Origin of the sequence: Spiroplasma citri (assembly GCF_001886855.1) — a bacterium.
Lineage (GTDB): Bacteria > Bacillota_I > Bacilli_A > Mycoplasmatales > Mycoplasmataceae > Spiroplasma > Spiroplasma citri.
Map to the genome: position 1 here is coordinate 1,305,108 of NZ_CP013197.1, position 24,396 is coordinate 1,329,503.

38 protein-coding genes are annotated in these 24,396 nt (G+C 25.0%); 22 read left to right on the forward strand and 16 right to left on the reverse strand.

What is annotated here, in order from left to right; all coding sequences use genetic code 4:
* Window positions 1-3: 3 nt before the first annotated feature.
* The 16 genes from SCITRI_RS07695 to SCITRI_RS07770 form a co-directional block, all read right to left on the reverse strand.
* Window positions 4-240 carry a hypothetical protein gene (locus SCITRI_RS07695; RefSeq protein WP_015967964.1) on the reverse strand — a complete coding sequence of 79 codons (237 nt, stop codon included), beginning with the start codon at window positions 238-240 and terminating at the stop codon, window positions 4-6.
* Complete coding sequence (locus tag SCITRI_RS07700; protein ID WP_071937327.1) at window positions 240-617, reverse strand: hypothetical protein; 378 nt, start codon at window positions 615-617, stop codon at window positions 240-242. Before SCITRI_RS07700 ends, SCITRI_RS07695 begins: the two co-directional genes overlap by 1 nt.
* Window positions 610-1,623, reverse strand: coding sequence for a hypothetical protein (locus SCITRI_RS07705; RefSeq protein WP_071937852.1), 1,014 nt, complete (start codon window positions 1,621-1,623; stop codon window positions 610-612). The genes SCITRI_RS07700 and SCITRI_RS07705 overlap by 8 nt, the downstream gene beginning before the upstream one ends.
* A complete protein-coding gene (locus tag SCITRI_RS07710; protein WP_071890543.1) occupies window positions 1,623-1,826 on the reverse strand; it encodes a DUF2649 domain-containing protein in 204 nt (67 codons plus the stop codon). Before SCITRI_RS07710 ends, SCITRI_RS07705 begins: the two co-directional genes overlap by 1 nt.
* A 152-nt stretch (window positions 1,827-1,978) precedes the next feature.
* Window positions 1,979-2,422, reverse strand: a complete 444-nt coding sequence (locus SCITRI_RS07715) for a DUF3627 domain-containing protein (RefSeq protein WP_071937853.1) — start codon at window positions 2,420-2,422, stop codon at window positions 1,979-1,981.
* On the reverse strand, window positions 2,406-2,765 hold the full coding sequence (locus SCITRI_RS07720; RefSeq protein WP_071937854.1) for a hypothetical protein: 360 nt from the start codon (window positions 2,763-2,765) through the stop codon (window positions 2,406-2,408). Before SCITRI_RS07720 ends, SCITRI_RS07715 begins: the two co-directional genes overlap by 17 nt.
* A gap of 657 nt (window positions 2,766-3,422) precedes the next feature.
* Window positions 3,423-3,674, reverse strand: a complete 252-nt coding sequence (locus tag SCITRI_RS07725; RefSeq protein ID WP_071937855.1) for a hypothetical protein — start codon at window positions 3,672-3,674, stop codon at window positions 3,423-3,425.
* Entirely contained in the window at window positions 3,674-3,823 is a 150-nt protein-coding gene (locus SCITRI_RS07730) for a hypothetical protein (protein WP_071937856.1), read from the reverse strand. Before SCITRI_RS07730 ends, SCITRI_RS07725 begins: the two co-directional genes overlap by 1 nt.
* 278 nt (window positions 3,824-4,101) lie before the next feature.
* Window positions 4,102-5,034: a 1-phosphofructokinase gene (gene pfkB, locus SCITRI_RS07735; RefSeq protein WP_071937857.1), complete on the reverse strand. Its 933-nt coding sequence runs from the start codon at window positions 5,032-5,034 to the stop codon at window positions 4,102-4,104.
* 70 nt (window positions 5,035-5,104) lie between these two features.
* Window positions 5,105-7,168 carry a fructose-specific PTS transporter subunit EIIC gene (locus SCITRI_RS07740; RefSeq protein WP_071937858.1) on the reverse strand — a complete coding sequence of 688 codons (2,064 nt, stop codon included), beginning with the start codon at window positions 7,166-7,168 and terminating at the stop codon, window positions 5,105-5,107.
* Between the two features lie 23 nt (window positions 7,169-7,191).
* Complete coding sequence (locus SCITRI_RS07745) at window positions 7,192-7,893, reverse strand: DeoR/GlpR family DNA-binding transcription regulator (RefSeq protein ID WP_071937859.1); 702 nt, start codon at window positions 7,891-7,893, stop codon at window positions 7,192-7,194.
* A gap of 76 nt (window positions 7,894-7,969) precedes the next feature.
* Window positions 7,970-9,823, reverse strand: coding sequence for a translation initiation factor IF-2 (gene infB / locus SCITRI_RS07750; protein WP_071937860.1), 1,854 nt, complete (start codon window positions 9,821-9,823; stop codon window positions 7,970-7,972).
* A 23-nt stretch (window positions 9,824-9,846) separates the two neighbouring features.
* Window positions 9,847-10,152, reverse strand: coding sequence for a L7Ae/L30e/S12e/Gadd45 family ribosomal protein (locus SCITRI_RS07755; RefSeq protein ID WP_071937861.1), 306 nt, complete (start codon window positions 10,150-10,152; stop codon window positions 9,847-9,849).
* 2 nt (window positions 10,153-10,154) lie between these two features.
* Window positions 10,155-10,430 carry an RNase P modulator RnpM gene (gene rnpM, locus SCITRI_RS07760; RefSeq protein WP_071937862.1) on the reverse strand — a complete coding sequence of 92 codons (276 nt, stop codon included), beginning with the start codon at window positions 10,428-10,430 and terminating at the stop codon, window positions 10,155-10,157.
* A gap of 19 nt (window positions 10,431-10,449) precedes the next feature.
* Window positions 10,450-11,865, reverse strand: a complete 1,416-nt coding sequence (gene nusA, locus SCITRI_RS07765; RefSeq protein ID WP_071937863.1) for a transcription termination factor NusA — start codon at window positions 11,863-11,865, stop codon at window positions 10,450-10,452.
* A gap of 19 nt (window positions 11,866-11,884) precedes the next feature.
* Window positions 11,885-12,367, reverse strand: coding sequence for an LSm family protein (locus SCITRI_RS07770; protein ID WP_071937864.1), 483 nt, complete (start codon window positions 12,365-12,367; stop codon window positions 11,885-11,887).
* Window positions 12,368-13,872: 1,505 nt separating this feature from the next.
* On the opposite strand from SCITRI_RS07770, the gene SCITRI_RS10635 reads away from it, so the two are divergent.
* From SCITRI_RS10635 to SCITRI_RS07860, 22 genes are all read left to right on the forward strand, one after another.
* Window positions 13,873-14,037, forward strand: a complete 165-nt coding sequence (locus tag SCITRI_RS10635) for a hypothetical protein (protein WP_167693716.1) — start codon at window positions 13,873-13,875, stop codon at window positions 14,035-14,037.
* Complete coding sequence (locus tag SCITRI_RS07775) at window positions 14,015-14,455, forward strand: DUF3627 domain-containing protein (protein ID WP_053391433.1); 441 nt, start codon at window positions 14,015-14,017, stop codon at window positions 14,453-14,455. Before SCITRI_RS10635 ends, SCITRI_RS07775 begins: the two co-directional genes overlap by 23 nt.
* A 153-nt stretch (window positions 14,456-14,608) precedes the next feature.
* Window positions 14,609-15,352, forward strand: a complete 744-nt coding sequence (locus SCITRI_RS07780; protein WP_147077617.1) for a DNA-methyltransferase — start codon at window positions 14,609-14,611, stop codon at window positions 15,350-15,352.
* 18 nt (window positions 15,353-15,370) lie between these two features.
* Complete coding sequence (locus SCITRI_RS07785) at window positions 15,371-15,604, forward strand: hypothetical protein (protein WP_053391431.1); 234 nt, start codon at window positions 15,371-15,373, stop codon at window positions 15,602-15,604.
* A gap of 49 nt (window positions 15,605-15,653) precedes the next feature.
* Window positions 15,654-16,112, forward strand: coding sequence for a hypothetical protein (locus SCITRI_RS07790; protein ID WP_157092868.1), 459 nt, complete (start codon window positions 15,654-15,656; stop codon window positions 16,110-16,112).
* Window positions 16,113-16,247: 135 nt separating this feature from the next.
* On the forward strand, window positions 16,248-16,427 hold the full coding sequence (locus SCITRI_RS07795) for a hypothetical protein (protein ID WP_071891731.1): 180 nt from the start codon (window positions 16,248-16,250) through the stop codon (window positions 16,425-16,427).
* 13 nt (window positions 16,428-16,440) lie between these two features.
* On the forward strand, window positions 16,441-16,605 hold the full coding sequence (locus SCITRI_RS10330) for a hypothetical protein (protein ID WP_155522072.1): 165 nt from the start codon (window positions 16,441-16,443) through the stop codon (window positions 16,603-16,605).
* Window position 16,606: 1 nt separating this feature from the next.
* Window positions 16,607-16,864, forward strand: a complete 258-nt coding sequence (locus SCITRI_RS07800; RefSeq protein ID WP_053391429.1) for a hypothetical protein — start codon at window positions 16,607-16,609, stop codon at window positions 16,862-16,864.
* Between the two features lies 1 nt (window position 16,865).
* Entirely contained in the window at window positions 16,866-17,003 is a 138-nt protein-coding gene (locus tag SCITRI_RS10335; protein WP_157092884.1) for a hypothetical protein, read from the forward strand.
* Between the two features lie 2 nt (window positions 17,004-17,005).
* On the forward strand, window positions 17,006-17,179 hold the full coding sequence (locus tag SCITRI_RS10340) for a hypothetical protein (protein ID WP_155522126.1): 174 nt from the start codon (window positions 17,006-17,008) through the stop codon (window positions 17,177-17,179).
* Window position 17,180: 1 nt separating this feature from the next.
* On the forward strand, window positions 17,181-17,489 hold the full coding sequence (locus SCITRI_RS07805) for a pentapeptide repeat-containing protein (RefSeq protein WP_071937573.1): 309 nt from the start codon (window positions 17,181-17,183) through the stop codon (window positions 17,487-17,489).
* On the forward strand, window positions 17,489-17,695 hold the full coding sequence (locus SCITRI_RS07810) for a hypothetical protein (protein WP_071891735.1): 207 nt from the start codon (window positions 17,489-17,491) through the stop codon (window positions 17,693-17,695). Before SCITRI_RS07805 ends, SCITRI_RS07810 begins: the two co-directional genes overlap by 1 nt.
* Complete coding sequence (locus SCITRI_RS07815) at window positions 17,695-17,967, forward strand: hypothetical protein (protein WP_071891739.1); 273 nt, start codon at window positions 17,695-17,697, stop codon at window positions 17,965-17,967. The genes SCITRI_RS07810 and SCITRI_RS07815 overlap by 1 nt, the downstream gene beginning before the upstream one ends.
* Entirely contained in the window at window positions 17,967-18,644 is a 678-nt protein-coding gene (locus SCITRI_RS07820) for a hypothetical protein (protein ID WP_053391427.1), read from the forward strand. The genes SCITRI_RS07815 and SCITRI_RS07820 overlap by 1 nt, the downstream gene beginning before the upstream one ends.
* A gap of 5 nt (window positions 18,645-18,649) precedes the next feature.
* Window positions 18,650-19,369, forward strand: a complete 720-nt coding sequence (locus tag SCITRI_RS07825; protein WP_053391426.1) for a PD-(D/E)XK nuclease family protein — start codon at window positions 18,650-18,652, stop codon at window positions 19,367-19,369.
* A gap of 90 nt (window positions 19,370-19,459) precedes the next feature.
* A complete protein-coding gene (locus SCITRI_RS07830; RefSeq protein WP_053391425.1) occupies window positions 19,460-19,894 on the forward strand; it encodes a single-stranded DNA-binding protein in 435 nt (144 codons plus the stop codon).
* Complete coding sequence (locus SCITRI_RS07835) at window positions 19,885-20,127, forward strand: hypothetical protein (protein ID WP_071937865.1); 243 nt, start codon at window positions 19,885-19,887, stop codon at window positions 20,125-20,127. Before SCITRI_RS07830 ends, SCITRI_RS07835 begins: the two co-directional genes overlap by 10 nt.
* A 119-nt stretch (window positions 20,128-20,246) precedes the next feature.
* Window positions 20,247-21,101: a recombinase RecT gene (locus SCITRI_RS07840; protein ID WP_071937571.1), complete on the forward strand. Its 855-nt coding sequence runs from the start codon at window positions 20,247-20,249 to the stop codon at window positions 21,099-21,101.
* Window positions 21,082-21,459: an HNH endonuclease gene (locus SCITRI_RS07845; RefSeq protein ID WP_164023979.1), complete on the forward strand. Its 378-nt coding sequence runs from the start codon at window positions 21,082-21,084 to the stop codon at window positions 21,457-21,459. Before SCITRI_RS07840 ends, SCITRI_RS07845 begins: the two co-directional genes overlap by 20 nt.
* Window positions 21,460-21,603: 144 nt before the next feature.
* Window positions 21,604-21,783, forward strand: coding sequence for a hypothetical protein (locus SCITRI_RS07850; RefSeq protein ID WP_071937570.1), 180 nt, complete (start codon window positions 21,604-21,606; stop codon window positions 21,781-21,783).
* A 217-nt stretch (window positions 21,784-22,000) separates the two neighbouring features.
* Window positions 22,001-23,266: an AAA family ATPase gene (locus SCITRI_RS07855; protein ID WP_071937866.1), complete on the forward strand. Its 1,266-nt coding sequence runs from the start codon at window positions 22,001-22,003 to the stop codon at window positions 23,264-23,266.
* Between the two features lie 624 nt (window positions 23,267-23,890).
* Window positions 23,891-24,394 carry a hypothetical protein gene (locus tag SCITRI_RS07860; protein ID WP_071937568.1) on the forward strand — a complete coding sequence of 168 codons (504 nt, stop codon included), beginning with the start codon at window positions 23,891-23,893 and terminating at the stop codon, window positions 24,392-24,394.
* Window positions 24,395-24,396: the final 2 nt, after the last annotated feature.

Below are 24,396 nucleotides of genomic sequence, written 5' to 3' on the forward strand. Positions count from 1 at the left end.
CTCCTAACTATACAATGTTTTTGAAACAATAAACCCAACAATATATAAACTCGATATTGTTAACATTAACGGATGACTAAACAAAACTGCCATTCTACCAAATAATCAAATCAACCAAGTATCAGAATTATATAAATCCATAATAATATTTTTTGCTGATGTAAATTGATTAATAATAACAGTAATAAAACCAGTTCCAAATATCGCAATCGCCGCCACCAATAAAACTAATTTAATCATTACTTAACACCTCTTTTAAATTTTGCTTGTTGTCTAACATTTTGACGCTTAATTTCTCGTTTAACTTGCTGCTTATTACTATTTTGATAAACATTTTTACCAACATTAATACCTTTTCGTACAGTTGACGAATATACTTGCGAAACACCATTATTAACTGTCGAACCTAAATTATTATATTGTGTTGATGTCCCGTGAATTGCATAAATCGATAACTTAATAACCATAAAAAAGATTAAAAAATAAGCAATTGACGTATTTGTCATCGGTAATTTTGTATTTCAAATTACATCAAAAATAAACAAAAATATATCAAAAACAAAACTAAAAATCTTGTCTCAATTACTATTATTATTTTCAACTAATAAATTAATCATCTTTACTATTTCCTTTCTCTTTTTTAGGTTTTAAATTCTTTTTCAAAATATCAATATCAAATAACTCCAATCGTTCTTTAACGCTTAATTTTGTGATTTCCGATCAATAATAAAATTTTTCATTAACAATTTCATCATTCTTTAAATCACGTACAAACTTTAACCATTCACTATCATACTTATTAGCAAATTCAAGGGGAATTATTATTTTAAAAAACCGAATTCCTAACCCAACATCCGACTTATGTTTTGCTCTTTTACCTTCTGCTGTTCGTTCTACTGATTTTGTTTTTCAAATTTCATAATCCGTTATATCTTGGAAAATCCCAATTCGCATAATAAAGAAACGATTAAAAAAATTAAATCCTTTTTTAGCAACGGGTTTTTTCAATGAAATTGGAATAATAATTCCACTTGCTAACTGGCGAATATTATTTCAAATCATACCCTCACGCTGAGCAGTAAACAACGCACGATGTCCAAAATGTCTCGCTAAAACAATTCACGGTATTTTACCACTATGAACTTTTTTCTCATCGTGAGGACTAGTTCCGTCAATATATAAATAACTTTCATCAAATAAAATAACACTATCATCTAGGGGAACGGGTTTTGTTCTATCAGTAAAATCTAAATTTTTAAATGTTAAAACTTTAACTTTATCATCTTCTAAGGGATAATTACTATAAATTTCATCTGTCAATAATTTCATAGTTTGCGACAAATAAGTTAAAAGTAATGTTTTACCAGTTCCTAACTTACCAATAATTACCGATAACGGATTATCTCAAACAAAATTTACTAACCCAAAAGAATTTAACTGATAAAAAATATTTTTTCACAATCATCACACAAAATATACACATTGCAAAGCAAATAATATTCAAAATACTAAACCAACACAATACAAAGAAATTAACCAAAGTAATAAATCAATTAAACTAAACAAAAGCATTGAACCACTAATATAACAATAGTTTTTAAAGAAAAATATAAATTTTTTCATTATTTAAAATACCCAACTATCTTAAAAACCATTCACAAGAAAAACCAAGTTAAAAACAAAATCACAACTCAAACACCAACCATCAAGGTTAAATATTCATTTTGCGTTAAATTCCACATTGTAATACTTTCAACATTCGTTTTATCGATAAACAAAAATATATGAATAAAAAACTCTTTTAATTTAATTCAATCATTTTGCATTTTTAAAAACTCCATATTTTTTGAATAAGTTTAAAAAACATTCCAAAAAATAAAACAACAAATAACACAAAAGATATAACATATAAAAACTCAGGGGCATTTGCACCAATAATATAACTAACAAATTGAACTCAATAATCATATAAACTCATTTAATTTAAGTCTTTCAAATCATTAATTAATTCTTGTTCTTTTTCAACACTTAAATTTGTTAAATTATTTTTATTTGTTTTTACTTTTTTAGGTTCACTTGAAAATAACGCTTTTTTCATTTTAGTAGAGTAATTTTGTTTATATTGATTATATAAATTAATTAATTCCGTTCCAGTTAAACTCTTTCAAATATTACGCTTTAAATTTTCATCATATTTTACAATAGGATAATAATTATCATAAATCAAACAGATTGCTACTTGTTCCAAATGTTTTTCACTCGGATAAATAAACTTATTACTCAATCAAAAACCAATATGACGATTATGATTAGGTAAATTAATAAAACTTGCTTTTTCTGTTGTAAAAGGGATAAATTCCTTACTAATAAAATAATTTTCTACATTATGATTTTTCTTAACAAAATTACTCAATTTTATCATCTCCTCGTCTTACTGGTCTTAACATTGTGCCTTTTCCTAATCCTCCAATTATATTTTCTAACGGTAACATTCTTTTCTTTAACAACATAACTTTATATTCTTTAATTTCGCATATATGACATTGAATTATAAAAAATAAAAGAATAAATATTAAAAATAAAAATAAAGAAAAAAGTAAAATACCAACAATTATTTCTCTATTTGAAAACAAAACAAGACCTACAATAATTTCAATAAGAACAATGAAAAATGGAAAATAAACAAAACCAAAAACAAAATTCCTAATAATAAAATCTCTCTTTAATTTTTTACATTCCTTAGTTGTTTTAAATTTTATATCCATAAGATAATCTCCTAACTAAATATTTGTTTAATAAACAATGTTATAAATAATGTTTATATAATGTTTTTTAATTGTAATAAACACTGATTATTAACAATGTTATACATAATGCTAATATATTGTTTATTTAATGTTTAATAAACACTGTTAATAAACATTGTTAAATATAAAAATAATAAAAATTGGCACACTGAAAAATACTATTTAATTTTTAACAATAGTTATTAAAATATAAAATCATAAGTTTATAATTAAGTTGATATTTTTACACTATATACTGTTTACAAGTTTTTTAAAAAAAAGTAGGTGTATTTATAAAAAATATTATAAAAATTTATTTCCCAAATCTATTACTAGTATGACCCTTAATAGAAATATTCTTATTTTTATTAAATCCTACTAAAAAAATATTTTTCATAACAGACTCAATATTATGAATAATAAACAATATAGAGTTATCAACTATAGAAAATATAGTTAAATTTATATGTATAATAGGGATATTTATTATCCCAATATTAACGATAGTAATAAAGTTTATTAAAAAATAAATTTGTAAACAGTGTATAGTGCAAAAATAAACAACAAAATTATTTATTTAATTCACATAAAAGCTAGTGTGCCTTAACTAAGATATATAATCGATTATAATAAATATTAAAATCCTTTAACCATAACACGAAAAAAGTTTAAAATTTTAATAATACAAAATATAGCAAATGGAATTAATATAATTCACGCTTCACCTAAGAAAACCATTATCTCAGGTAAAATATTTGTTATACCTTCTTTAACTTTTCATAATGCACTAGTCAAACCCGTTCAAATACCAGTCATACCCTCAGACATAGTTTTAGGTGTAGGTGCTGTTAAAAAATTAAACGCTGTTGTTAAATACATACCTAACATTATTTATTACTCTCCTTTCTTTCAATTTCTTTTTTATATTTTTTCTTTCCTCGAATTTGTTTAATTTTTTGGTAAATTGATAAACCAATATAAGTAAAAATACTTAATATAATAACAACACTAAATATTGTCGTTAATCAAGTTGGCATAATACATCTCCTTTCTAAAAAATATCGCGTCACGCTCCGCGTGTTCGCTACGCTCAAAATAAACAATATTGAATAAATTACCGCTAATAAATTACGCGGATAATTTATTCATTTTCTTTTACATTATTAATTACTATCTTATTTACAGTATTAATAACAATATCTTTTCCATACTTTAGTTACTAAGGGCCGCAAAATAAAATAATGTTTGCTTTCCAATAAAAAATCAACTCTTTTCTGAGTTGATTTGTTGCACTTCAATTACACGATGCTTTTTTTTATTTAAAAGTCCTAATTTTGATTTGTTGTTTTAAACTTTCCACTAACAATTTATCAGCAATCCCTTGACTAAATGCTGTTGCTGATCCAGCACAAATGCTAGTTAACATTGCTTCTTGATAATCATTTGTTGCTAAATAAGTTCCAACAAATCCAGCAACCATTGAATCACCAGCTCCGACCGAATTAATTAATTGCCCTGTTGCAGTATTACCAACATAAACATTTGTTGGAGTAATTAAAATGCTGCCATCTTTACCACTACTAATTAAAACATTCTGTGCCCCTTTTTCCTGTAATTTTTTTCCTAAAGTAACAATTTCTGTTTTTTGATTAAATTGGTAATTTGTTTCAAATAGTTCATTTAATTCAGCTAAATTTGGTTTAATTAAAAATGGTTTAGCTGATAAAGTTGATAATAAAACATCCTTTGTTGCATCAACAACAAATAAGATTTCGTTTTCATCACAATAGGTACTAATTGTTTGATATAAATCAGATGGACAATCACGTGGTAATGAACCAGAAATAATTAAACAATCATTTTTAGTTAATTCTGTTTTAAGAATTGTTAACAGTGCCATAACATCATCATCACTAGGAGAAAAAGCGAGGCCATTTAATTCTGTTTCTTGTTTTATTTCTAAACTTTTAATTTTTATATTAGTTCGGTTCTTGCCATTAACTTCACGAAAACAAGCAGCAACCTTTTGATTTACTAAATAATGTTCAAACATTTCTTTATTATCACGCCCCAAAAAACCTAATGCTGTAGTTGGATATCCTAAATGTTGCAACATTACTGCAACATTAATTCCTTTTCCACCAATCACCTCATACTCACTAATAGCTTTATTAGTTTCTCCTAATTGGAAATTCGGAACTTCAATAACTTGGTCAATAGCAGGATTTAATGTTAATGAATAAATCATTTTTTCTTACTTCTTCCCTTCTTATTTTAATATTATAAAAACCCAATTAGTTGGGTTTTTACTTTTTAAACTAAATTGCTACAGTAATTTTATTTTTTTTAACATCATTCATTCTTCAAAATCCAAGAATTAAGGCGCTAACAAAACTTCCAATAATTAAAGCAATAAGTGAAATTAAGACTGCTACACCAATTGAAGCACCGTGATTAGCAATACTAAACCAATTTTTACCATTATCTTGAATTTGCAATAACGGAAAGACAAAGATACCACCATGAGGTGCTGCTAATGTTACACCAAAACCACTAACAATTGCGCCAGTAATAGCACTTCCCGCCATAATTGACGGAATTGTTCGTTTTGGATCAGCAGCAGCAAATGGAATTGCCCCTTCGGTAATAAAACATGCTGCTAAGAAATAATTCGTATTTCCTTGCTCAACATCTTTTTTTGTTCAATATTTTTTAAACATTCTTGTACATAATGCTAATGCTAATGGTGGTACCATTCCAGCTAACATTGCACAAGCCATAAAGACTGTCCCCCCATTAGTTGAACGAATTCCAGCATAAGCTGTTTGTGTAGCATCAATTGTTAAGGTTCCAAAGACATAGGCAGCTTTATTAATTGGACCACCCATATCAGCCGCCATCATTAAACCAATAATAATTCCAATTAAAGCATTTAAATTATAATCGGCAATTGCTTTTAAACCTTGGCTTAAACCATAGTTTAAATATCCTAATGGAATATTTAATCCAAACATTAAAACTCCTGCTGCTAAAGCTGTTAAAACAGGAATTAAAACAATATCACGAACTCCTCGTAGTGATGGATGGAACCGAACAAATCCTTTTTGACAACCATAGACAGCAAAGGCAACAAGATAACCACCAATTAAGGCTCCAAAAAACCCTGAGTTAAAGCTTGAGATTGAATCAGGGAATAATCGCCCCCATGTATTTGCTCAGCCTGTTTTATTTTCTGCATCATATAACATCCCAGGAGCATTAGCAATTAATCCTGCTGTCATTCCTGGTAATAATCCTTGTGGTCCAACAATAGAGTAACATACATAAGCACCTAAAATAGGAACCATCATACCAAAGATTACTTTTCCTAATCCTGAAAATCATGCCGCAACATCACTAGTTACCCCAAAATCTTTTCCTGTTTTACCTGAATCTAATAAGAAACCAATTCCTAAAATAATTCCTCCAGCAACAACAAATGGTAACATTCGAGAAACCCCTCCTAAGAGGTTTTTTGTTACATCTTTAAAGTTTTTTAAACTTAATTCACCAACTTCATCGTTGGCACCTTTACCACCTTTGCCAATTGTTAAACGTTTTCCATTCAAGGCATCTTCAATAACATTTGTGCCATGGTAAATTACATCTTTTGTACTTGTTTCTAAATATGAAACACCCTTAAAACGATCCATTCCCGTAATTTTTTTATCAATTCCAAGAATAATTCCTTTTGCATTAGCAATGTCAGTTGCTGTTAATACATTTTCATTACCGCTACGCCCTTGCGTTTCAACTTTAATTGTTAAGTCCATTGCTTTTGCTGCTTCTTCCATTTTTTCTTTTGCCATATAAGTATGGGCAATTCCAGTTGGACAAGCTGTAATACCAATAACATCATAATGACCATCTGTTTTCGTTTTATCATGGTCAGTAACTGGCTCAACAAATGCTTTAAGAATATCAGCAAAAGTTTTTGCCGCACGAATTTGTGATACAACTTCACTTTTTCCTAAAAAACCAGCTAATTTCGCTAGTGCTTGTAAGTGTTGTTCTCCTCCTTGAGATGGCGTAGTAATCATAAAAATGATATCAACTGGTTTATTATCTAAACTTTGTCAATCAACTGCCTTTTCTAATGTCATAATTGCAATTGATGGTTTCGTAACACTACCACTTGAACAGTGGGGAATTGCTAAACCATCACCAACCCCAGTTGGACCTTCTGTTTCACGTTTCTCCAAATCTTTAATTAAGTTTGCTGAATCAGTAACTGTTTCATTGTTAACTAATGCTGCTGCTAATGTTGCAAAGACTTCAGTTTTATCTGTCGCAGAAGTTTTTAAAAAGGTTGTTGTTTCATTAAAATAATCAATTATTTTCATAATGATTTATCCTTTTATCCTTTCTATGAACTTGTAATAATTTCAACTTCCGAACGAGAAGCGAATTTTACTAGTGATTTAATGTTAAATTTTGATAAATCAGCAAGAATATAACTTTTTGTTGCTCGCTTAATAACTTCCGCTTTAATCATTGCTTCGTCTGGGTCGGTCGTATATAAATCCTGACCATTAATTTCATTAACTCCTAAAAAAGCACAATCAATTTGATATTTTTGTAAAGTTGTAACTGCTTCTCAACCAATTAATGCTCCTGTTTGATGCTTATATTTTCCTCCCAAAACATAAACATTATTAAAACCTGCTAAAGCTAATAGCTCTACGTGGAAGATTGAATTAGTAATAATTACTAAATCATCTGCTGGTTGTAATAATTTAATTAGTGCTAAGGTTGACGAACCAGCATCCAAATAAAGACACATTTTTGGTTTAATTTTCTTAACGGCTTGACGAGCAATTAAATATTTCTCTTCAGCATGCTGTTGGATTTTCTCATTTAGTTGCTCTTCTATTCGAACTTCATAACTCTTTTGTAATTTAACACCACCATGCACTCGTTTTAATAAACCTTGTTGCTCCATTTCCGTTAAATCACGGCGTAATGTTGTTGGTGATAATTGCAATTGCGTAATTAAGTCGTTAACTAATACCAATTGTTGATCATCTAAACAAGCTAAAATTTTTTCTCATCGTAGTTCTTTTAACATTTTCTCACCAACTGTAATTATATCTTATTTTTAACCAAAAAAACCAAAAATAACATAAAATAAACAAAAAAAACCATTACTTTGTAACGGCTTTCTCAGTATATACTTCAATAACATCTTGCTCTTTTAAATCATTATAGTTTTTAATTGTTAGGCCACATTCAGCTCCTGTTTTAGCTTCTTTAATATCATCTTTAATATGTTTCAATGATGCTAATTCACCACTATAGACAATAACCCCATCGCGTAAAACGCGAACTCGTGATTTTCGTGGAATAATACCATCAGTAACATAACAACCAGCAATCGTTCCAATATCAGAATGGCGGAAAATTTGACGTACTTCCGCTTGCCCTAACACTTCTTCAACCATTTCTGGATCTAACATTCCTTCTGCTGCTGCAACTATTTCTTCCGTTAATTTATAAATAATGGTATGCAAACGAATTGCAACTCCTTCATCTTCGGCTTTTTTTCGAACATGCGCAGTTGGACGAACATTAAAACCAACAATAAATGCTTGACTAGCTAATCCTAATGTTACATCACTTTCGGAAATTCCCCCAACAGTTGCTCGTAAAACATTAATTTTTAAGCCTGCAATATTAATTTTTAATAAACTTGCTTTTACTGCTTCAACTGTTCCTTGAGTATCAGCTTTTAAAATAATATTAATTTGCTTTAACTGTCCATCTTTAATTTGCGCTGATAGACTTTCTAATGAAAAATTTTGATTTTTATAACGTTTATTCATTGTATCAATTGTTTTTCTTTTTAAGGCAATTTCACGTGCTAATTTTTCATCCCGGAAAACCATAAAACGATCACCAGCATTTGGTACTTCATTTAAACCATGAATCATAACTGGAGTTGATGGTCCTGCTGATTTAATTTTTTTACCACTTTCATCAGACAAATCACGAACATAACCAAAAGTATAACCAACAACTAAGGCATCTTTAATATTCAATGTTCCTGATTGCACCAATAATGTTGCAACTGGTCCTAAACCACGATTTAAGTGTGATTCAAGCACTGTACCTAACGCAAAACGATTTGGATTTGCTTTTAATTCCATCAAATCAGCCATTAATAAGATTGTATCTAATAATTCATCAATTCCTTGCTTTTGTTTAGCACTTCCTTTAACATAAGGGGTTGTGCCTCCTCATTCTTCTGGAGTTAATTCTTCTTGTGATAATTGCATTAAAATATTATCTAAATTTATCCCAACTTTATCCATTTTATTAACAAAAACAATAATTGGTACTCCAGCTGCTTTGGCATGATCAATTGCTTCTTTAGTTTGCAACATTACCCCATCGTCAGCTGCAACAACTAGGACAACAATATCTGTTACCGCACTCCCTCGTGCTCGCATTTGTGTAAAAGCTTCATGTCCAGGAGTATCAACAAATGTAATCTTTTCATTATTTTTAGTTTTAATTTGATAAGCTCCAATATGTTGTGTAATTCCCCCATGTTCTGTACTTACAACATTAGTATTTCGAATGGTATCTAATAATGTTGTTTTGCCATGATCAACATGGCCCATAATTGTAACAATTGGCGGGCGCTTTTCCAACGAAGCAGGGTCATCATTAACTTCAAAACTTTCAATTAAGTTTTCATGCGTTACTGATTTTTCTCGTTTAAAATCTAACCCAAATTCTAAACATAACTCTCCCAATTGATCTTCAGTTAAAAAAGTATTTTGATTTAACATTATTCCCTTACTAAAAAAATATTTAATAATTTCACTAACGGGTTTATTAATTTTTTGTGCAAATTCAGCAATGGTTAATGTCTCATCATAAATAAAAACTCCCTCCGTAACATGTGCTTCAATCGTTTTTAATTGCGATTGAATTCGATTTCGTTGTTTTTTAGCTAATGTTTTTTTATTTTGTTTGTTATTTTGACTACTCATCTGTCCCTCCTCCTTTTTGAATTTTAAGAATTATTTAATAATGTCAGCAACCGTTGGGCAAGATGTTGGTCACTAATACCAATCATTTTAACATTATTTGTTCCTAAAGCTTGTTGGGTTAAATTGAAATCAAGGCAACTAAAATAAGGGATATTATAATAAAAACATTTTTGTTGATATTTTTTTGCTTGCGCAGGACCAACATCATTACTAGTTAATACTAAATAAACTGTTTTTTGCTGAATGGCAGTTAATAAACAAGCCCCTGTGATTAGTTTACCCCCTCGTTTGGCTAGGCCAAGATAACTATATCCTTTTTGACCTAGCATGATTAATCTCAACCTTCGCTAATTTCACAATATAACATTTCGTAAAATTGATCGGTTAATTTTGTTTTTAAAGCACGTTCTAAAGCGTGATTTTTTTTTGCTTTTTCATAAATCTCTAATGTTGGTCGTAAATAAGCACCACGACCATTGGCCTTTCCGGTTGAATCAATAATAATTTCCCCGTTTGGTGTCTTAACAATTCGTACCAGTTCTTTTTTTGGTAACATTTGTTGTGAAACAACACATTTTCGTAAGGGAACTTTTTTATGATTTGTCATCGTTATCCCTCCTAATTAATTATTTATCTTGATCATAATAATCATCATAGTCATCATAATTAATTTCATAGTCATCATCATCTTGATTTTCAAATTGTTCATTCTCAAAATAAGAAATATTATCTTCAATTTCTTGAATTTCATTTTCTAACCCGCTAGGTGTTGTTTCTGTTAAATCATCAACATGATAATTTTCTTCATCCAAAATCATTGTTTCTTCAGCCATTTGTTCTTCAATAATTTCAAATTCTTCAACTGGTAAATCTACTGCTCCATCAACAGTATTTGTTTCAACAGTTGTTTTTGGTTTAATTTTATCTTTTAATTTAACTTGTAATGTGCTAAGTTCATCAGTTGTTAAATTTCCATTTCATAAAATTTCAACTTGTTTTGTTAACGCTTCACTATAACTCATAATGTTTAATTTTCATTTTGTTAACTTTGCAACTAATTTTGCGGCACTTCCGCCTTTTCCAATTGCTAATGATAATTGTTCATCAGGAACAATAACATCAGCTTCTTTTCCTTCATCATTAGTTGTAATTGAAATTACTTTTACTGGTGATAATGAGTTAATAATAAATTGTTGACTATTATCATTATAAATACAAATATCAATTTTTTCATCTTGTAATTCAGCTGTTACTTTATTAATTCGACTTCCCTTGCTACCAACACAAGCACCAATTGGATCAATATTTTCATTTGTACTATAAACAGCAATCTTACTACGACGCCCGGGATCACGAGCAATTGCTTTTACTTCAATTACTTGTTCAAAAATTTCTGGAATTTCACGCTCTAATAAACGATATAAAAAATCATTGCTTGTTCGTGAACCAGTAATTTGTCCTGCATTTTTTGATTTAATAACATCTTCTGCCAAAAACGTAATTGGTTGCCCAACTTCAAAATGATCAGAAAAGATTAAATTTTTTCGAGGAATATAAGCAAATGTTCGTTCTACTTCAACTAATAAGTATTTTTCTTCAGCAGCAATAACAACACCCGTCATTAAATGCCCTTTTTGTATAATATATTCATCAAAGATTGAATCCTTCTCTGCTTCTTTAATTTGTTGTTTAATAATTTGCCCAACTTGGAAAATTGCTAATCGTGAAAATTCTTCTGAATTAACTGGTTCATAAACTTTATCATCAATTGTAATTTGTTCACCATATTTTTCTTTTGCTTCATTTAAACCAATTTCTAATAAATCATCTTCTACTTTTTTAACAACAGTTAATTCTTTTTCAACTTTAATTTGTCCTGTTTTTTGATCAATATCAACAAAAACTGTTGCTTCTGGATCAAAATGCTTTTCATAAGCCTTTTTAATTCCTTCTTTAATTGAATCTAAAATTAAATCACGGCTAATTTGTTTTTCACTAACAATTTCATTAATTGTTGTCAATAATTTTGTACCATCAATCATGCTATATAACATTCCTTTCCTAAAATTTAACCGCACAACGCGCAAATTTAATATTTTGATAATTTGTTTGTAAGGTTTTGCGAGCACCTTTAACAAAATAAGTAATAGTAAGATTTTGTTGCTGATCAACCATTGATAATTCACCAGTAACTTCAACTAAATTATTGACCTTTTCGTTAAATTCTAAATAAACATACCCCTTAAGATGTTGTTGTAGTTCATTTCAATTTCGTAATGGTCGCTCAGCACCTGGTGTTGAAACTTCTAACAAGTATTCTTCTGAAAATAAATCAAGGTTATCAACAAGTTGATTAATTTCTTCACTAATAACTGTTAAACGTTCCAAATCAAACACAGTTGTTTTATCTTCAATTAACACTTGTACAACATTTGTGTCAAAATCTTGGAAATAATTAATTGCAAACAATGTTAAATTTTGTTTTGTTAAATAATTTTCCAAAGTTTCTTTTAATTGTGTCTCTTGTTGTATAAAATGTTCCATCCAACACCATCCTTTCTTAATCAAACATAACTAAAATTTATAGCATTAAAGAAAGAGCACAGCTGTGCTCTTTCTTGACCTTTTTTAATTACTTTATTATTATAATACCTTAATAATAAAAATGCAAGAAAATTAAGAAGATAAATTAGGAAAGTTGGAATAAAATAAAGTGAAGTGCTACATCATATTTCAACTCTTTTTTAAAATATCTTTTCCCCAAATAAACTATTTAAATTTATTATCATAAACTTAACAGAAAGTTAGGTAGTATAAAAAAAAGTAGGGTATAAAAATATAAAGAAATTAAATAAGAATAATTAAACCATTTACTAAAATGGTTTTTTTATTTGAAAAAACCTAAAATAACTAATTGATTCAAAACAAGGACAGCATCTTTAAATATTTATAATTTTTAAAATAATAAAAAAGTTGTTTCCTTTCTGAAAAAAACCATATTAAATTAAGAAATTATTAAATAATCCATATATCTACTTAGTAAAGGTGTTGTCCTTGTTTTGTTTCACTTAGTTATATTAATAAATCAATCGTTAAATATTAGATTGGAGAAACTAAAAATGGAAAAAATCAATATTATGATTAGATGCAGTAAGTGCGGAATGCCAAAGCGAATTCATAAAGTTAAACATCGCGAAAAAACAGAATGATTTGAAGATATTTATTATAGTCAATATTAAATTTGATTTATAAAAATGAAAATTATTAAACAACAAAAAATATGTGATGTTATTAATTGTTATAAATTATAATCATTTATCACCGAAGAATTTGAAACAAATAAAATTTTATGAACTTGTCAAAATCACAAAGTTTTATTAAATCAAATTAAGTATATAAACAAAGAAAAAATTTGACTTTATAATAATTTGGAAAATTCAAGGATAGATTCTGATTGAAAAACTGGGTATTTAAAAATCTTTTTTAGTAAAATTAAATAATTCTAATATAACAAGATGAATAACTCATCTATGGCACACTAGTTATGTTATTTGATTTATTAATTTTAATTTTATATTTCTTTTATTAAACTTGTTAATAGTATTTTTCAGTGTGCCAATTTTTACTATTTTATATTTTTAATAATGCTTACAATGTTTATTAACAATGTTTATTAAACATTAAATAAACAATAGATAAACATTAAATATAACAATGTTTATTAAAAAAAAAAAAAAAACTATAGATAAACAATATATAAACATTAAATAAACAATAGATAAACATTAAATATAACAATGTTTATTAAACAATAAATAAACTATAGATAAACAATATATAAACATTAAATAAACAATAGATAAACATTAAATATAACAATGTTTATTAAACAATAAATAAACTATAGATAAACAATATATAAACATTAAATAAACAATAGATAAACATTAAATATAACAATGTTTATTAAACAATAAATAAACTATAGATAAACAATAGATAAACATTAAATATAACAATGTTTATTAAAAAAAGGAGTGTGATTAATTATGTTAGGAATTTGAATATTTTTTTTAAAACGTAAATGTCAAATTTGTCATTCTATTTTGAATAAAAAAATTGTTGGTAGTTTGTATTTTAAGTTAAATGTTTGTTCAATGCAGTGTAACCGAAAGCGAGTTGATTTGAGTAATGTATCAGAAACCAAGTTATAAGAAGAATATTAACGTAGAAAATTGCTTTATTCGAAGAGAATTTATAGTTTTTAGAACAGATAAAGCTTCATTTATAAATTTACCTAATCATAATCGTCATATTGGTTTTTGATTGAGTAATAAGTTTATTTATCCGAGTGAAAAAAATTGTAATCAAGTAGCAATCGGTTTGATTTATGATAATTATTATTCTATTGTAAAATATGATGAAAATTTAAAGCGTAATATTTGAAAGAGTTTAACTGGAACGGAATTAATTAATTTATATAATCAATATAAACAAAATTACTCTACTAATATGAAAAAAGCATTATTTTCAAGTGAACCTAAAAAAGTAAAAACAAATAAAAATAATTTCACAAATTTAAGTGTTGAAAAAAAAGAACAATTAATTAAAGACTTAAAAAGTTTAAATTAAAATATTCCCAAAAAAGTTTTAAATAATATACAAAGTTTTAAGATTATATATTAAATAGACATAACATAGAAAGCTCACTGCATATTTTAAAACACAATAGTATAGTGCCTGCGATTACCTTTAAAGTGACGTGAAAGGCAAAGGGTGAAAAAAATGTTTAAAACAAATTTAGGAAAATTAATAAATGGTGATGCATTAACTTTTATTAAAAGTTTAGAAAATGATAGTGTTGATTTAATATTAACTGATCCACCCTATTTATATAATTTACCAAAAAGAAAAAATGAACATATAAATGAAAAAAGCAATACTACCGACAGAATCGGTAAAAGCATAAACAAATATATTAATGCTATTTATGATAATAATTTGCATAATTCATTTGATATAAATTCTTATTTAGATGAGTTTTATCGAGTTTCAAAAAATAAATTTATGTTAATTTGAATGAATAGACAACAAATTATAGATTATTTAGATTGAGTTTGTAAAAAAGATATGCTTTATGATTTTATCCTTTGGAACAAAACAAATCCAATGCCAACTAATAATCATATTTTCCAAGATAAAGAATATTGTATGATGATTTATTCTAAAAAACATCGAATTCCGAATTATAAAAATGATTATGAAAGTAAAAAAACAATTTTTAATTATTCAATCGGAAAAAAAATAACAGGGCACCCAACAGAAAAACCATTATATATATTTAATCGATTAATTAGTAAATATAGTAAAGAAAATGATGTAATTTTAGATTGTTTTCTAGGTAGTGGTACAACAGCTTATGCTTGTGAACAATTAAAACGAAAGTGAATGGGCTGCGAAATAAATAATGAATATTACAAAATAATTAAAAAAAGATTAAAAAATATTCAGTTTAAATTTGAATTTTAATAGAAAGGAAATAAAAAAATGAATATTGCTTCAATTTTGGCTAAATTAGAAAAAATAGAATTAGAACAAGAAAAACAAAAACTTTATTTAATTGCATTATCTAATTGTGGTTTGTCTGACTTACAAAAAACAGAATTATTAAACAACATTAATTTAATTGATGAAGAATATAAACAAAAACAAAAAGATAAACGACAAGCTAAAAAATTAGGCCTTAGTTATGCTAAATATAAAAAAATGCAAAAACAATAATTATTTTTTATTAATTAAAAACATAAATTATATAGCAGTTTTAATTGCGATGATGGTTGTATTATCACAAGTGATGCGAATACAAATTATTTTAAGAACATCAATTCCATTATTTTTAATTCCAGTTTTTATTAGTACTTTTATTTTAAATTGATATTGATGTTTATTTATTGGTTTTGTTGGTCATTTATTAGTTGATTTATCATTATGAGGTTTTACGCTAGGATCATTATGTTGAAATATTGGCACAGGTTTATTTGCAATTTTATTAAGAATTATTTATTTAATAAAATGTCATAATTTTTCAAAAATTATCTTACTTTTATTCATAAATTTAATAATTTACTTTCCAATTGATTTTATACTTTTTTGATTAAATCTTGGTGTTTTAAATATAGAACAAATAATAATTGGAGTGTTAATTGTAAACACAATATGCTTACCATTTTTTTATTTATTAAGTATCAAAATAATAAAAAAAATTAACCAAGGAAATTTAAGGAGATAAAAATGAAAAAGTTAAATAAAAAAACTATTAACAAAATACATGAATTAATGCTTAGAAGTTATCCAGTGTCATTTGAAGATATTACTGATGAACATTGAGCATTAAATACTAGAAAGAATTAGGAGGAATTACTATATGAAATGTCAAAGAATTAATTGTAATAATAAAAATGCTTATTGTGGAAATAGTTATATTGAAAAAAGTAATGATAAATTAGAGTGAAATTTAGGTTATAAAAAACAAATTATATTATGTGAAGAACACTGATTACAAACTTATCAATTAGAAAATTTAAGTGTAAATAAAAAGAATTAGGAGGAATTAAATTATGACTAAAAAATACTTATTAATTATTAAAAATGAATATTTAACTACTTATGCTTATTACACACTAGAAGAAGCAAAAGTGCGAGAAAAAATTGAAAATAATAATTATGGCTTATCAACGGCAATTATTGATTTAAAAGATATTGAATGAAAAGGAAATAAATAATATGAAAGAAATTAGAAATGTACAATTATCAGAATTTCAAAAAGAAATTATTAATAAATTAGATGATAAATACTGCTATAAAATTTCCCGTGGAACTGGAATATATAGTGGATATAATGCAATTAAGATTTTTAATAAAAAAATGGAACACTTATTCACAATAGATGAAAGAGATAATACTGTATCAATAAATAATTACATTAAAAATAGAAAAAAGGAACTGGAATTCTTGGAACTTATATTAAAGGAAAATAAATAATGTGTGAAAAGATGAAGATGGCAAAGTTTACACAAAAGAAGATTTATTTAATGAAGCATTAGAAGAATGTCACTCAGAAGAAAGTGCTTATGACTATATTGATACTTTAATTGTAGAAAAGAATTTGGAGGAAATTTAATAATGAGTAAGTTTATTTCACATTGTAATTATTGTGCTGGTTATTTTGATTTCTCAGATTATGATATCGAAAATAAACCATTAGAAACAATTAATAAATTTAAAATTAGAAATCATAAATATTACTTTAATAGTTATCAAGGAATTAAAAATATTAAAAATAAGGAGGAATTATAAAGTGAAAACATTAGAAGATATGATTAAAGATTTAACAGGAATAACTGTTGAACAAAATAAAATCAGTAAATATTTAGAAAGTGAAAAATTAGATTTACGATGTGTTAATTTACGTTGGACTGATTTAAAAGGCGCTGTTTTACGTTGGGCTGATTTAAAAGAAGCCGATTTACGTTGGACTGATTTAAAAGGTGCTGTTTTACGAGGTGCTGATTTAAAAGAAGTTGATTTACGAGGTGCTGATTTAAAAAATATTAAAATAACACAACAACAATTAGACCAATTAACTGTTATTGAGGAGAATGAATAATGTTAGAAAATGAAATTAATTATAAAAATGCTTGATTAACATTTATTGGTGTAAATTGAAATAAATGTAAAAATAAAAAATATAAATGTTATTGAAAAGATAATTCTATTGACATATTAACATTATCAGAATTATATTTTAATTTTTCAAATACAAGTGAACTAAATAATTTATTAATAATTAAGGAAATTGAGGAGGATGAATAATGGGAATTACTACAACAGATATACTTGTAGCAGAAAATGAAGCACTTGTAGCAGAAAATGAAGCACTTAAAAATAAACTTGCTGAATTAAAACAACAAATATTATATAAAGAAGATTTTGATGCTCAATATTATTGTAGTTATCACGGACATTGAGACCAATGTATAGTTGAAGATGAAGAAGAACCAACAGAAGAACAATTATCAAAGTATATTCTAATTTTAAAAGATAATTCTAAATATGACAAATTACCTAGTAAGGAGGAAAAATAATGGATGTAATAAAAAGCGAAAATCAAATAAATCAAATTATTAAAACAAATAAAGATTTAGATGATTTTAAAAATAAAGATGAATTTATTATCTCAACATTAAAAAAATGTGTGGCAAATAATTTACTATTTTTAAAAAATATTGATAATGATTTAAAAAATTTGAATAATTTAATTAAAAATATTAACAATTTTCAAGTTAATAACAAAAGTGATGCAGATTATGGTACTGAATTAAAAATATTATTAAAATCTACAATTAAAAAAATAATAACTCCAATTGTTAATAATCGATCAGAACTTAAAATAATTGATAGTTTGTATAGATACATTACTAAATCTTTTGAAAAATTAGAAACAGATGTTATTCAAATTGAAATATTGACTAAACAAATTAATTGAATGAATGCGGCTGAAAATCAATTAAAAGAATTAAATAATAATAAAGAAAATAATTTAATTTCTGAAATTTTGAATAAAGAAGACATAAAAGTTAAAGGTTTAAAAACAAGATGAGATTTAAAAATAAATATTATTGATATTGAAAAAGTGCCAGAAAAATTTATTATTAAAACTATTGATGAAGAAGCGATTAAAAAAGCAATTAAAGAAAATAATAATGAAATTCCAAATATTAATGGTTTAGAAATATTATATGAAAAGAAACATCATTTTTAAAGATAATGCAATTTATTAGTAATAATATTAAATTAAAATATAATGTAAATTTTGAAAAAGATAACCATTCTTATTTTATAGATAATATTATTTTCCCCAGCATTACCGCTATTATTAGTTATTTTAATAATACTGAAATTCAATATGATAAATTAATGAAAAATAATGAACTTTTTAAAAAAGCAACAGAAAGAGGAAAAATTATTCATGAGTTTATTTCACGGATTTTATATGATGCAATTTTCCAAACAGAAAATAGAAAAGATTATAAAACAATTATTAAAAATAGTAAAAAAATATCAACAATAAAAGAAAGTTTAAAAATAATTGAGTTATTCTATAATTTTTTTAATAGAATAAAAAACGATTTTATTAAATCAATTATTATGTTTGAAATACCCTTATCAGACGGAAAAGTGTGTGGCACTCCCGATTTAATTTATTATGAAAATAACAAAGCTATTGTTGTTGATTTTAAAACTTGAAAATACTTTAATGCTGAAAAAATTAATAAAGCAAAAATACAAATTACAGCATATAATTATTTACTTGAAAAAAATAATATTTTTACTAGTAATATTGGTGAAATTTGAATAATTAACGAAAATGGTGTTAATATAAATCGTTTCAATATTACCAATCAATTAAAGTTAGAGTGACAAGAAATAATGCATACATTTTTAAAAAATAATTCTAATAAGGAGAAAAGAAACTATGAAAATTAAAAAATATTGTCCCAAATTAAAATATTGAGGTTATTGTTTTAAATGCAACAAAGAAAATAAAAAACCAAAACACTAGAAAGGAATATTAGTATGAATCAATTTATTGCCATTGGTAGAACAACAAAAGATATTGAAATTAAAAGAACACAAAGTGGTAAAGAATATGCCATGTTTCAATTAGCAGTAACAAGACCACATTCAACTCAAAAAGAAACTGATTTTATTCCTTGTCAAGTTTGAAATAAACAAGCAAGTGTATTACAACAATATTGTCAAAAAGGTAGTCAAATTGCAATTACAGGTATTTTACAGTCTTTTAAAGACAAAGAAAATAAAATACAGTGAACAGTAAGAGTTTATAGTTGTCAATTTTTACAAACTAATAATAATTTAAAAAATAGTACACCTCCCATAACACCCACAAAAATAAATCAGACCCAATCAGCAACAAGAAATATTCGTTTAGAAGAAATAGAATCAAATAAATCATTTGAAAATAATGATGATGCTATTTTATGAGATTAAATATGGAAACTAATAAATATATTTTATGTTATCGTTCTGAAAAAGGTAAACGACCATGTAAAACTTATTTTGGTGAATATATAACTGGTATTGATGTTGAAGATGTCAATATTAATTCAACTTGGGAATGAGAATATTTTAAAAAAAATTATGGGGAAAATAACTTAGTTATTTGTAAAGATGATAAGTTAGATCTAATTTTAGAAAGAAAAAAATATAATGAAAAAATTTAATAAATATCGTAATCATTTTTTAAAATGTAAAAATATAAAATTATTCTTTTTTACAAAATTACATAAATATAATTGCTATTCGTGTTATTTGTGAAAAATAAAAAAGGAGAAAAAATAAAATGAATAATAAAATTGAATTAATATTAAATAATTCAAAAGTTAATAATTGAATTAATGAAAAATTAACAAATCAGAAAGAAATTAATTTATTTCGTAAAAATATCTTAACAATTTATAATAATAATCCCAATTTATTTGATAAAGAAAAAATAAATTTAATGAGTGTTTTATCTGCTTGTGTAAAAGCAATGTTATTAGATTTACCGTTAGACCCTAACTTAGGATATGCCTATATTGTTCCATATAATGGAAAAGGACAGTTGCAAATTGGTTATAAGGGTTATATTCAGTTAGCAATCCGAACAGGAAAATATTTAACAATAAACGCAATAGAAGTAAAACAAGGTGAATTATTAAATTTTGATGAATTAGAACAAGAATACAATTTTAAATGAATAACCAACGAAAATGAACGAACAAAAAAAGAAACAATCGGATATGTTGCATTTTTTAAACTACTAAATGGTTATAAAAAAACTTTATATTGAAGTAAAGAAAAATGCGAAAATCATTTTAAAACATATTCTAAGAATTATCAAACTTACGGAAAATTTACGGCTGGAAGTTATGAGGGGATGGCACTTAAAACAGTATTAACCCAACTTTTAAGAAAATGAGGTATTATGTCAGTTGAAATGCAAGAAGCCTATCAACATGATCAAGCAATAATTATTAATAACAGCAAAGAGTTTAGTGATAATCCTAACATAAAAAATAAAGAAGATAAGAATGTTATTGAATTAAATAACAAAAAAGATGAATTAAATCTAAATTTAGAACAAGAATTTAGCATTAATGAAATAAATGATGATGAAGAAATTGCTAAAACTGTTGATGAAATGTTTTCTGATTAAGAAAATGAAAAATAATTGAAAAGATTATGATAAAAATCGTCCAATTAGACATAAATTTTATCGCAATAAAAAATGAGTAAAAATAAGAAACGATTATTTTAATAGCAAAATGGGAATATGTGAACGATGTTATCAAAAAGGATATATAGTTAATGGCGTTATTGTTCACCACAAAGAATATATTACCGATCAAGATTTTATTAATTGAAACATTGATAAACTTTTTGCATGAAAAAATTTAGAACTATTATGTATGAAATGCCACAATAAAGAACACAAAACCGAAAAAGGATATCGCGATAATGTCATAATTGACGAAAAAACTGGCAAAGTAAAAATAATAGATAAAGAAGAATAAAGACTTCAATAAAGCAAGCAAAATTGTTTCAGAAACACAACTTTATAAACAAGCTGGTAATAGCATTGTGATTGATGTATTAAAAAAGATTTTTATAAAAATGTTTAAAACAGAAAAGAAAAATTAACAAAGGAAGTGAAAAAAATGAATAGTTATAAAATAATAATAGGATATTATAATAAAATTTGTTCTGTTTGTAATAAAGAAATTCCAATTATTTTTACCCAAGCAGGATTATTAAAAATTAATGAAAATGAAAATCAATTACTTTATAATGGACATTTTAAATGTATAAAAAATAAGTATGATAAGATTAATTTATAAATATTAAAAAGGAGAAAATATTATGGAATATAATTTTAAAATTAGTTGATTCAAAAGCATTGCAGAATAACAAGAATTAACATTATATACAAATAAGCTAAATATTATTTTTGGAGAAAATAGTTCTGGTAAAACTGTTCTATTAGATTCTATAAAATGGGGATTAGGAGAAGAAGGATCAAAAGAAAAATTCAAGACAAATTTTACAGAAAAAGGTATGGATAAATATAACCCATTAAATATTGAAAATGAAAAAAAATATAAACCTAAAATAATAACTTATATTAAAAATTATGATAAATTGGATAATTTTATTTTTAAAATAGAACAAATTAATAATTTAAAATTTAGTGAAAATGAAAAATTTATAACTTTTACCAGAAAATATAATGAGGGTACATTATGGGAAAACAATGAATTTGATTATGAAGGTAATCCTACTTTTATAAATAAAATTAAAAGAGAAATTTATGAAAAATATGAAAATTATTGACCAAAAAGTTTTTTAACTGTAAATAAAGATTTAAATGATGAAAAAATATTAATTTCTTTCAAAGAAAATATTACTCATCAAGATACTAAACCAAAAGTATTAAATAAATTAAATAAAGAAATGAGTCTAAAAGCAAAACAAAAGTTGGCCGATGAAATGCATCGAGCAATAGATTTTATTTATATTTTAGATAAATTTAATAAACTTAATTTTGATATTTATAAAAATAATGATCTTGATATTTCTTCTGCAACAGAAGATATTTCTTTTCCTTTAAATGAAATAACAAAAATATATTTAGAAAATAAAAATCCAGATAATAAATATTTAAAATTATTTTGTGATTTCTTTGGAGGAAAAGAATTTGCGGAACAAATTAATAAATTTATTAATTTGAGTAATATAACAGAACGCGATAAACAAATTCGTAATAATTTTAAAAAAGTAATAGAGAATAATACTAATGAAAAAATTAAAAATATTTTTTTAAATATATTTTCAATTAATAAATTATTTTTATTACTAAAAATAAGATTAGAAAATGATTATTTAGAGTTATGTGTGGAAGATCAAAATAATTCTAGATTATTTGGTGGACAATCACCAAAAGAACAGAGTCAGGGATATAAACAAATTTTTTATTTAATAGCTATTTTAGAAGGAATAAAATTAATTGACGAAAACAAAAAAGAATTAATTCCAATTCCAACAGTTGTTTTATTTGATGAACCCGATAAAAATATTCATTATTCTATTCAAAAAGAATTATCAAAATATTTAATAAAATATATTAACGAAAATAAAAATATTTTAATAGTTATTGCTACACACTCGGGATTTTTACTTTCTGAAGAAAAAGAAGAAAATAATATAATTATTACTAAATTATTAGAAAATGGTCAAACAGAAATTAAAGAATATGATGAAGTAAAAAAGATGATAATATTGATTTTGATAATTCAATTTTTCCTATTAATTCCTTTTATTTAATTTCTAACTGATATAAAAAAATAGAAAAAATAATTAAAAAAAGTAAATTAGCATTTTGATATAATGAAGACGAATTTATTAAAAAATATAATAAAGATATTAATATAGAAAAAATTAAAAACTATATAAAAGAAATTAATGGTAATCTTAATAATGAAGATATTGTTTTACATCCATTAAAAAATTTTGAAGAAGAAGAAATTAATTATATTATTAAATTCTCAGATGTAGATATAAATAATCAAGACGAATTTATTAATATTATTAGAAATATTGAAAATTATAGCAATACTAAACATTATAAATTATCACCACTTTTTTTAAATGAGTTGTTAGAAATAATTTACTAAAAATATATAAAAAACTATTTATAAATATAAAAATTAATTTTGTTGTTTTTTTTATTTGACAAATAATTTTAATGACGGTATCATCACGGTGTAATTAGTTATATAAATATTAATTTTATTTTACTTATATACCCCCCCTATAAGTCCTTTAAAATAAGGACTTTTTGGGTTCCGATGTGGTGGGGTTCCGTGTACACTTTTTTTAATTTTGAAAAAAACCGCACTTTTATACTAAAAATAATAAAAAACCCCGTAAATAAAGGAGTTTTTATAAATGAATGAGTTAAAAAATAGCAAAAAACAAGCAAAAAATAGCCAAAATTTAACAAAAAATGCCCCTTTTTTGACAAAAAATGAAAGCATTTTAACAAAAGAAAACAATAACTTAAACCAACAAAAAAACCTTTTAAATTGAGAAAAAGATAAAGAAAAATTAATAAATAAATATAAACGATTTTTAAAAGAAAAAAATGTTATTTTAGATATTATTAAACTTGATTTTTTAGAAGAATTTTGTACCCTTAAATTAACTTTAAATAACATTAATAATGAAATCCAAACCTTAATTAATGACGGTAAATTATTTTCTGAAACCGATAATAATCGCGGAAAACCAAAAGAAGTAAGACACCCCGCTTTAATTTCTTATGGACAAGCATATAAAGATTATAAAGCTGGATATGAAATAATAGAACAATGAATAAAAATAGCTAATCAAAAAGATAATTCCGATACTTTTAATTTTAATAATTTATATGATAATTCAGAGGAAAAATAAGA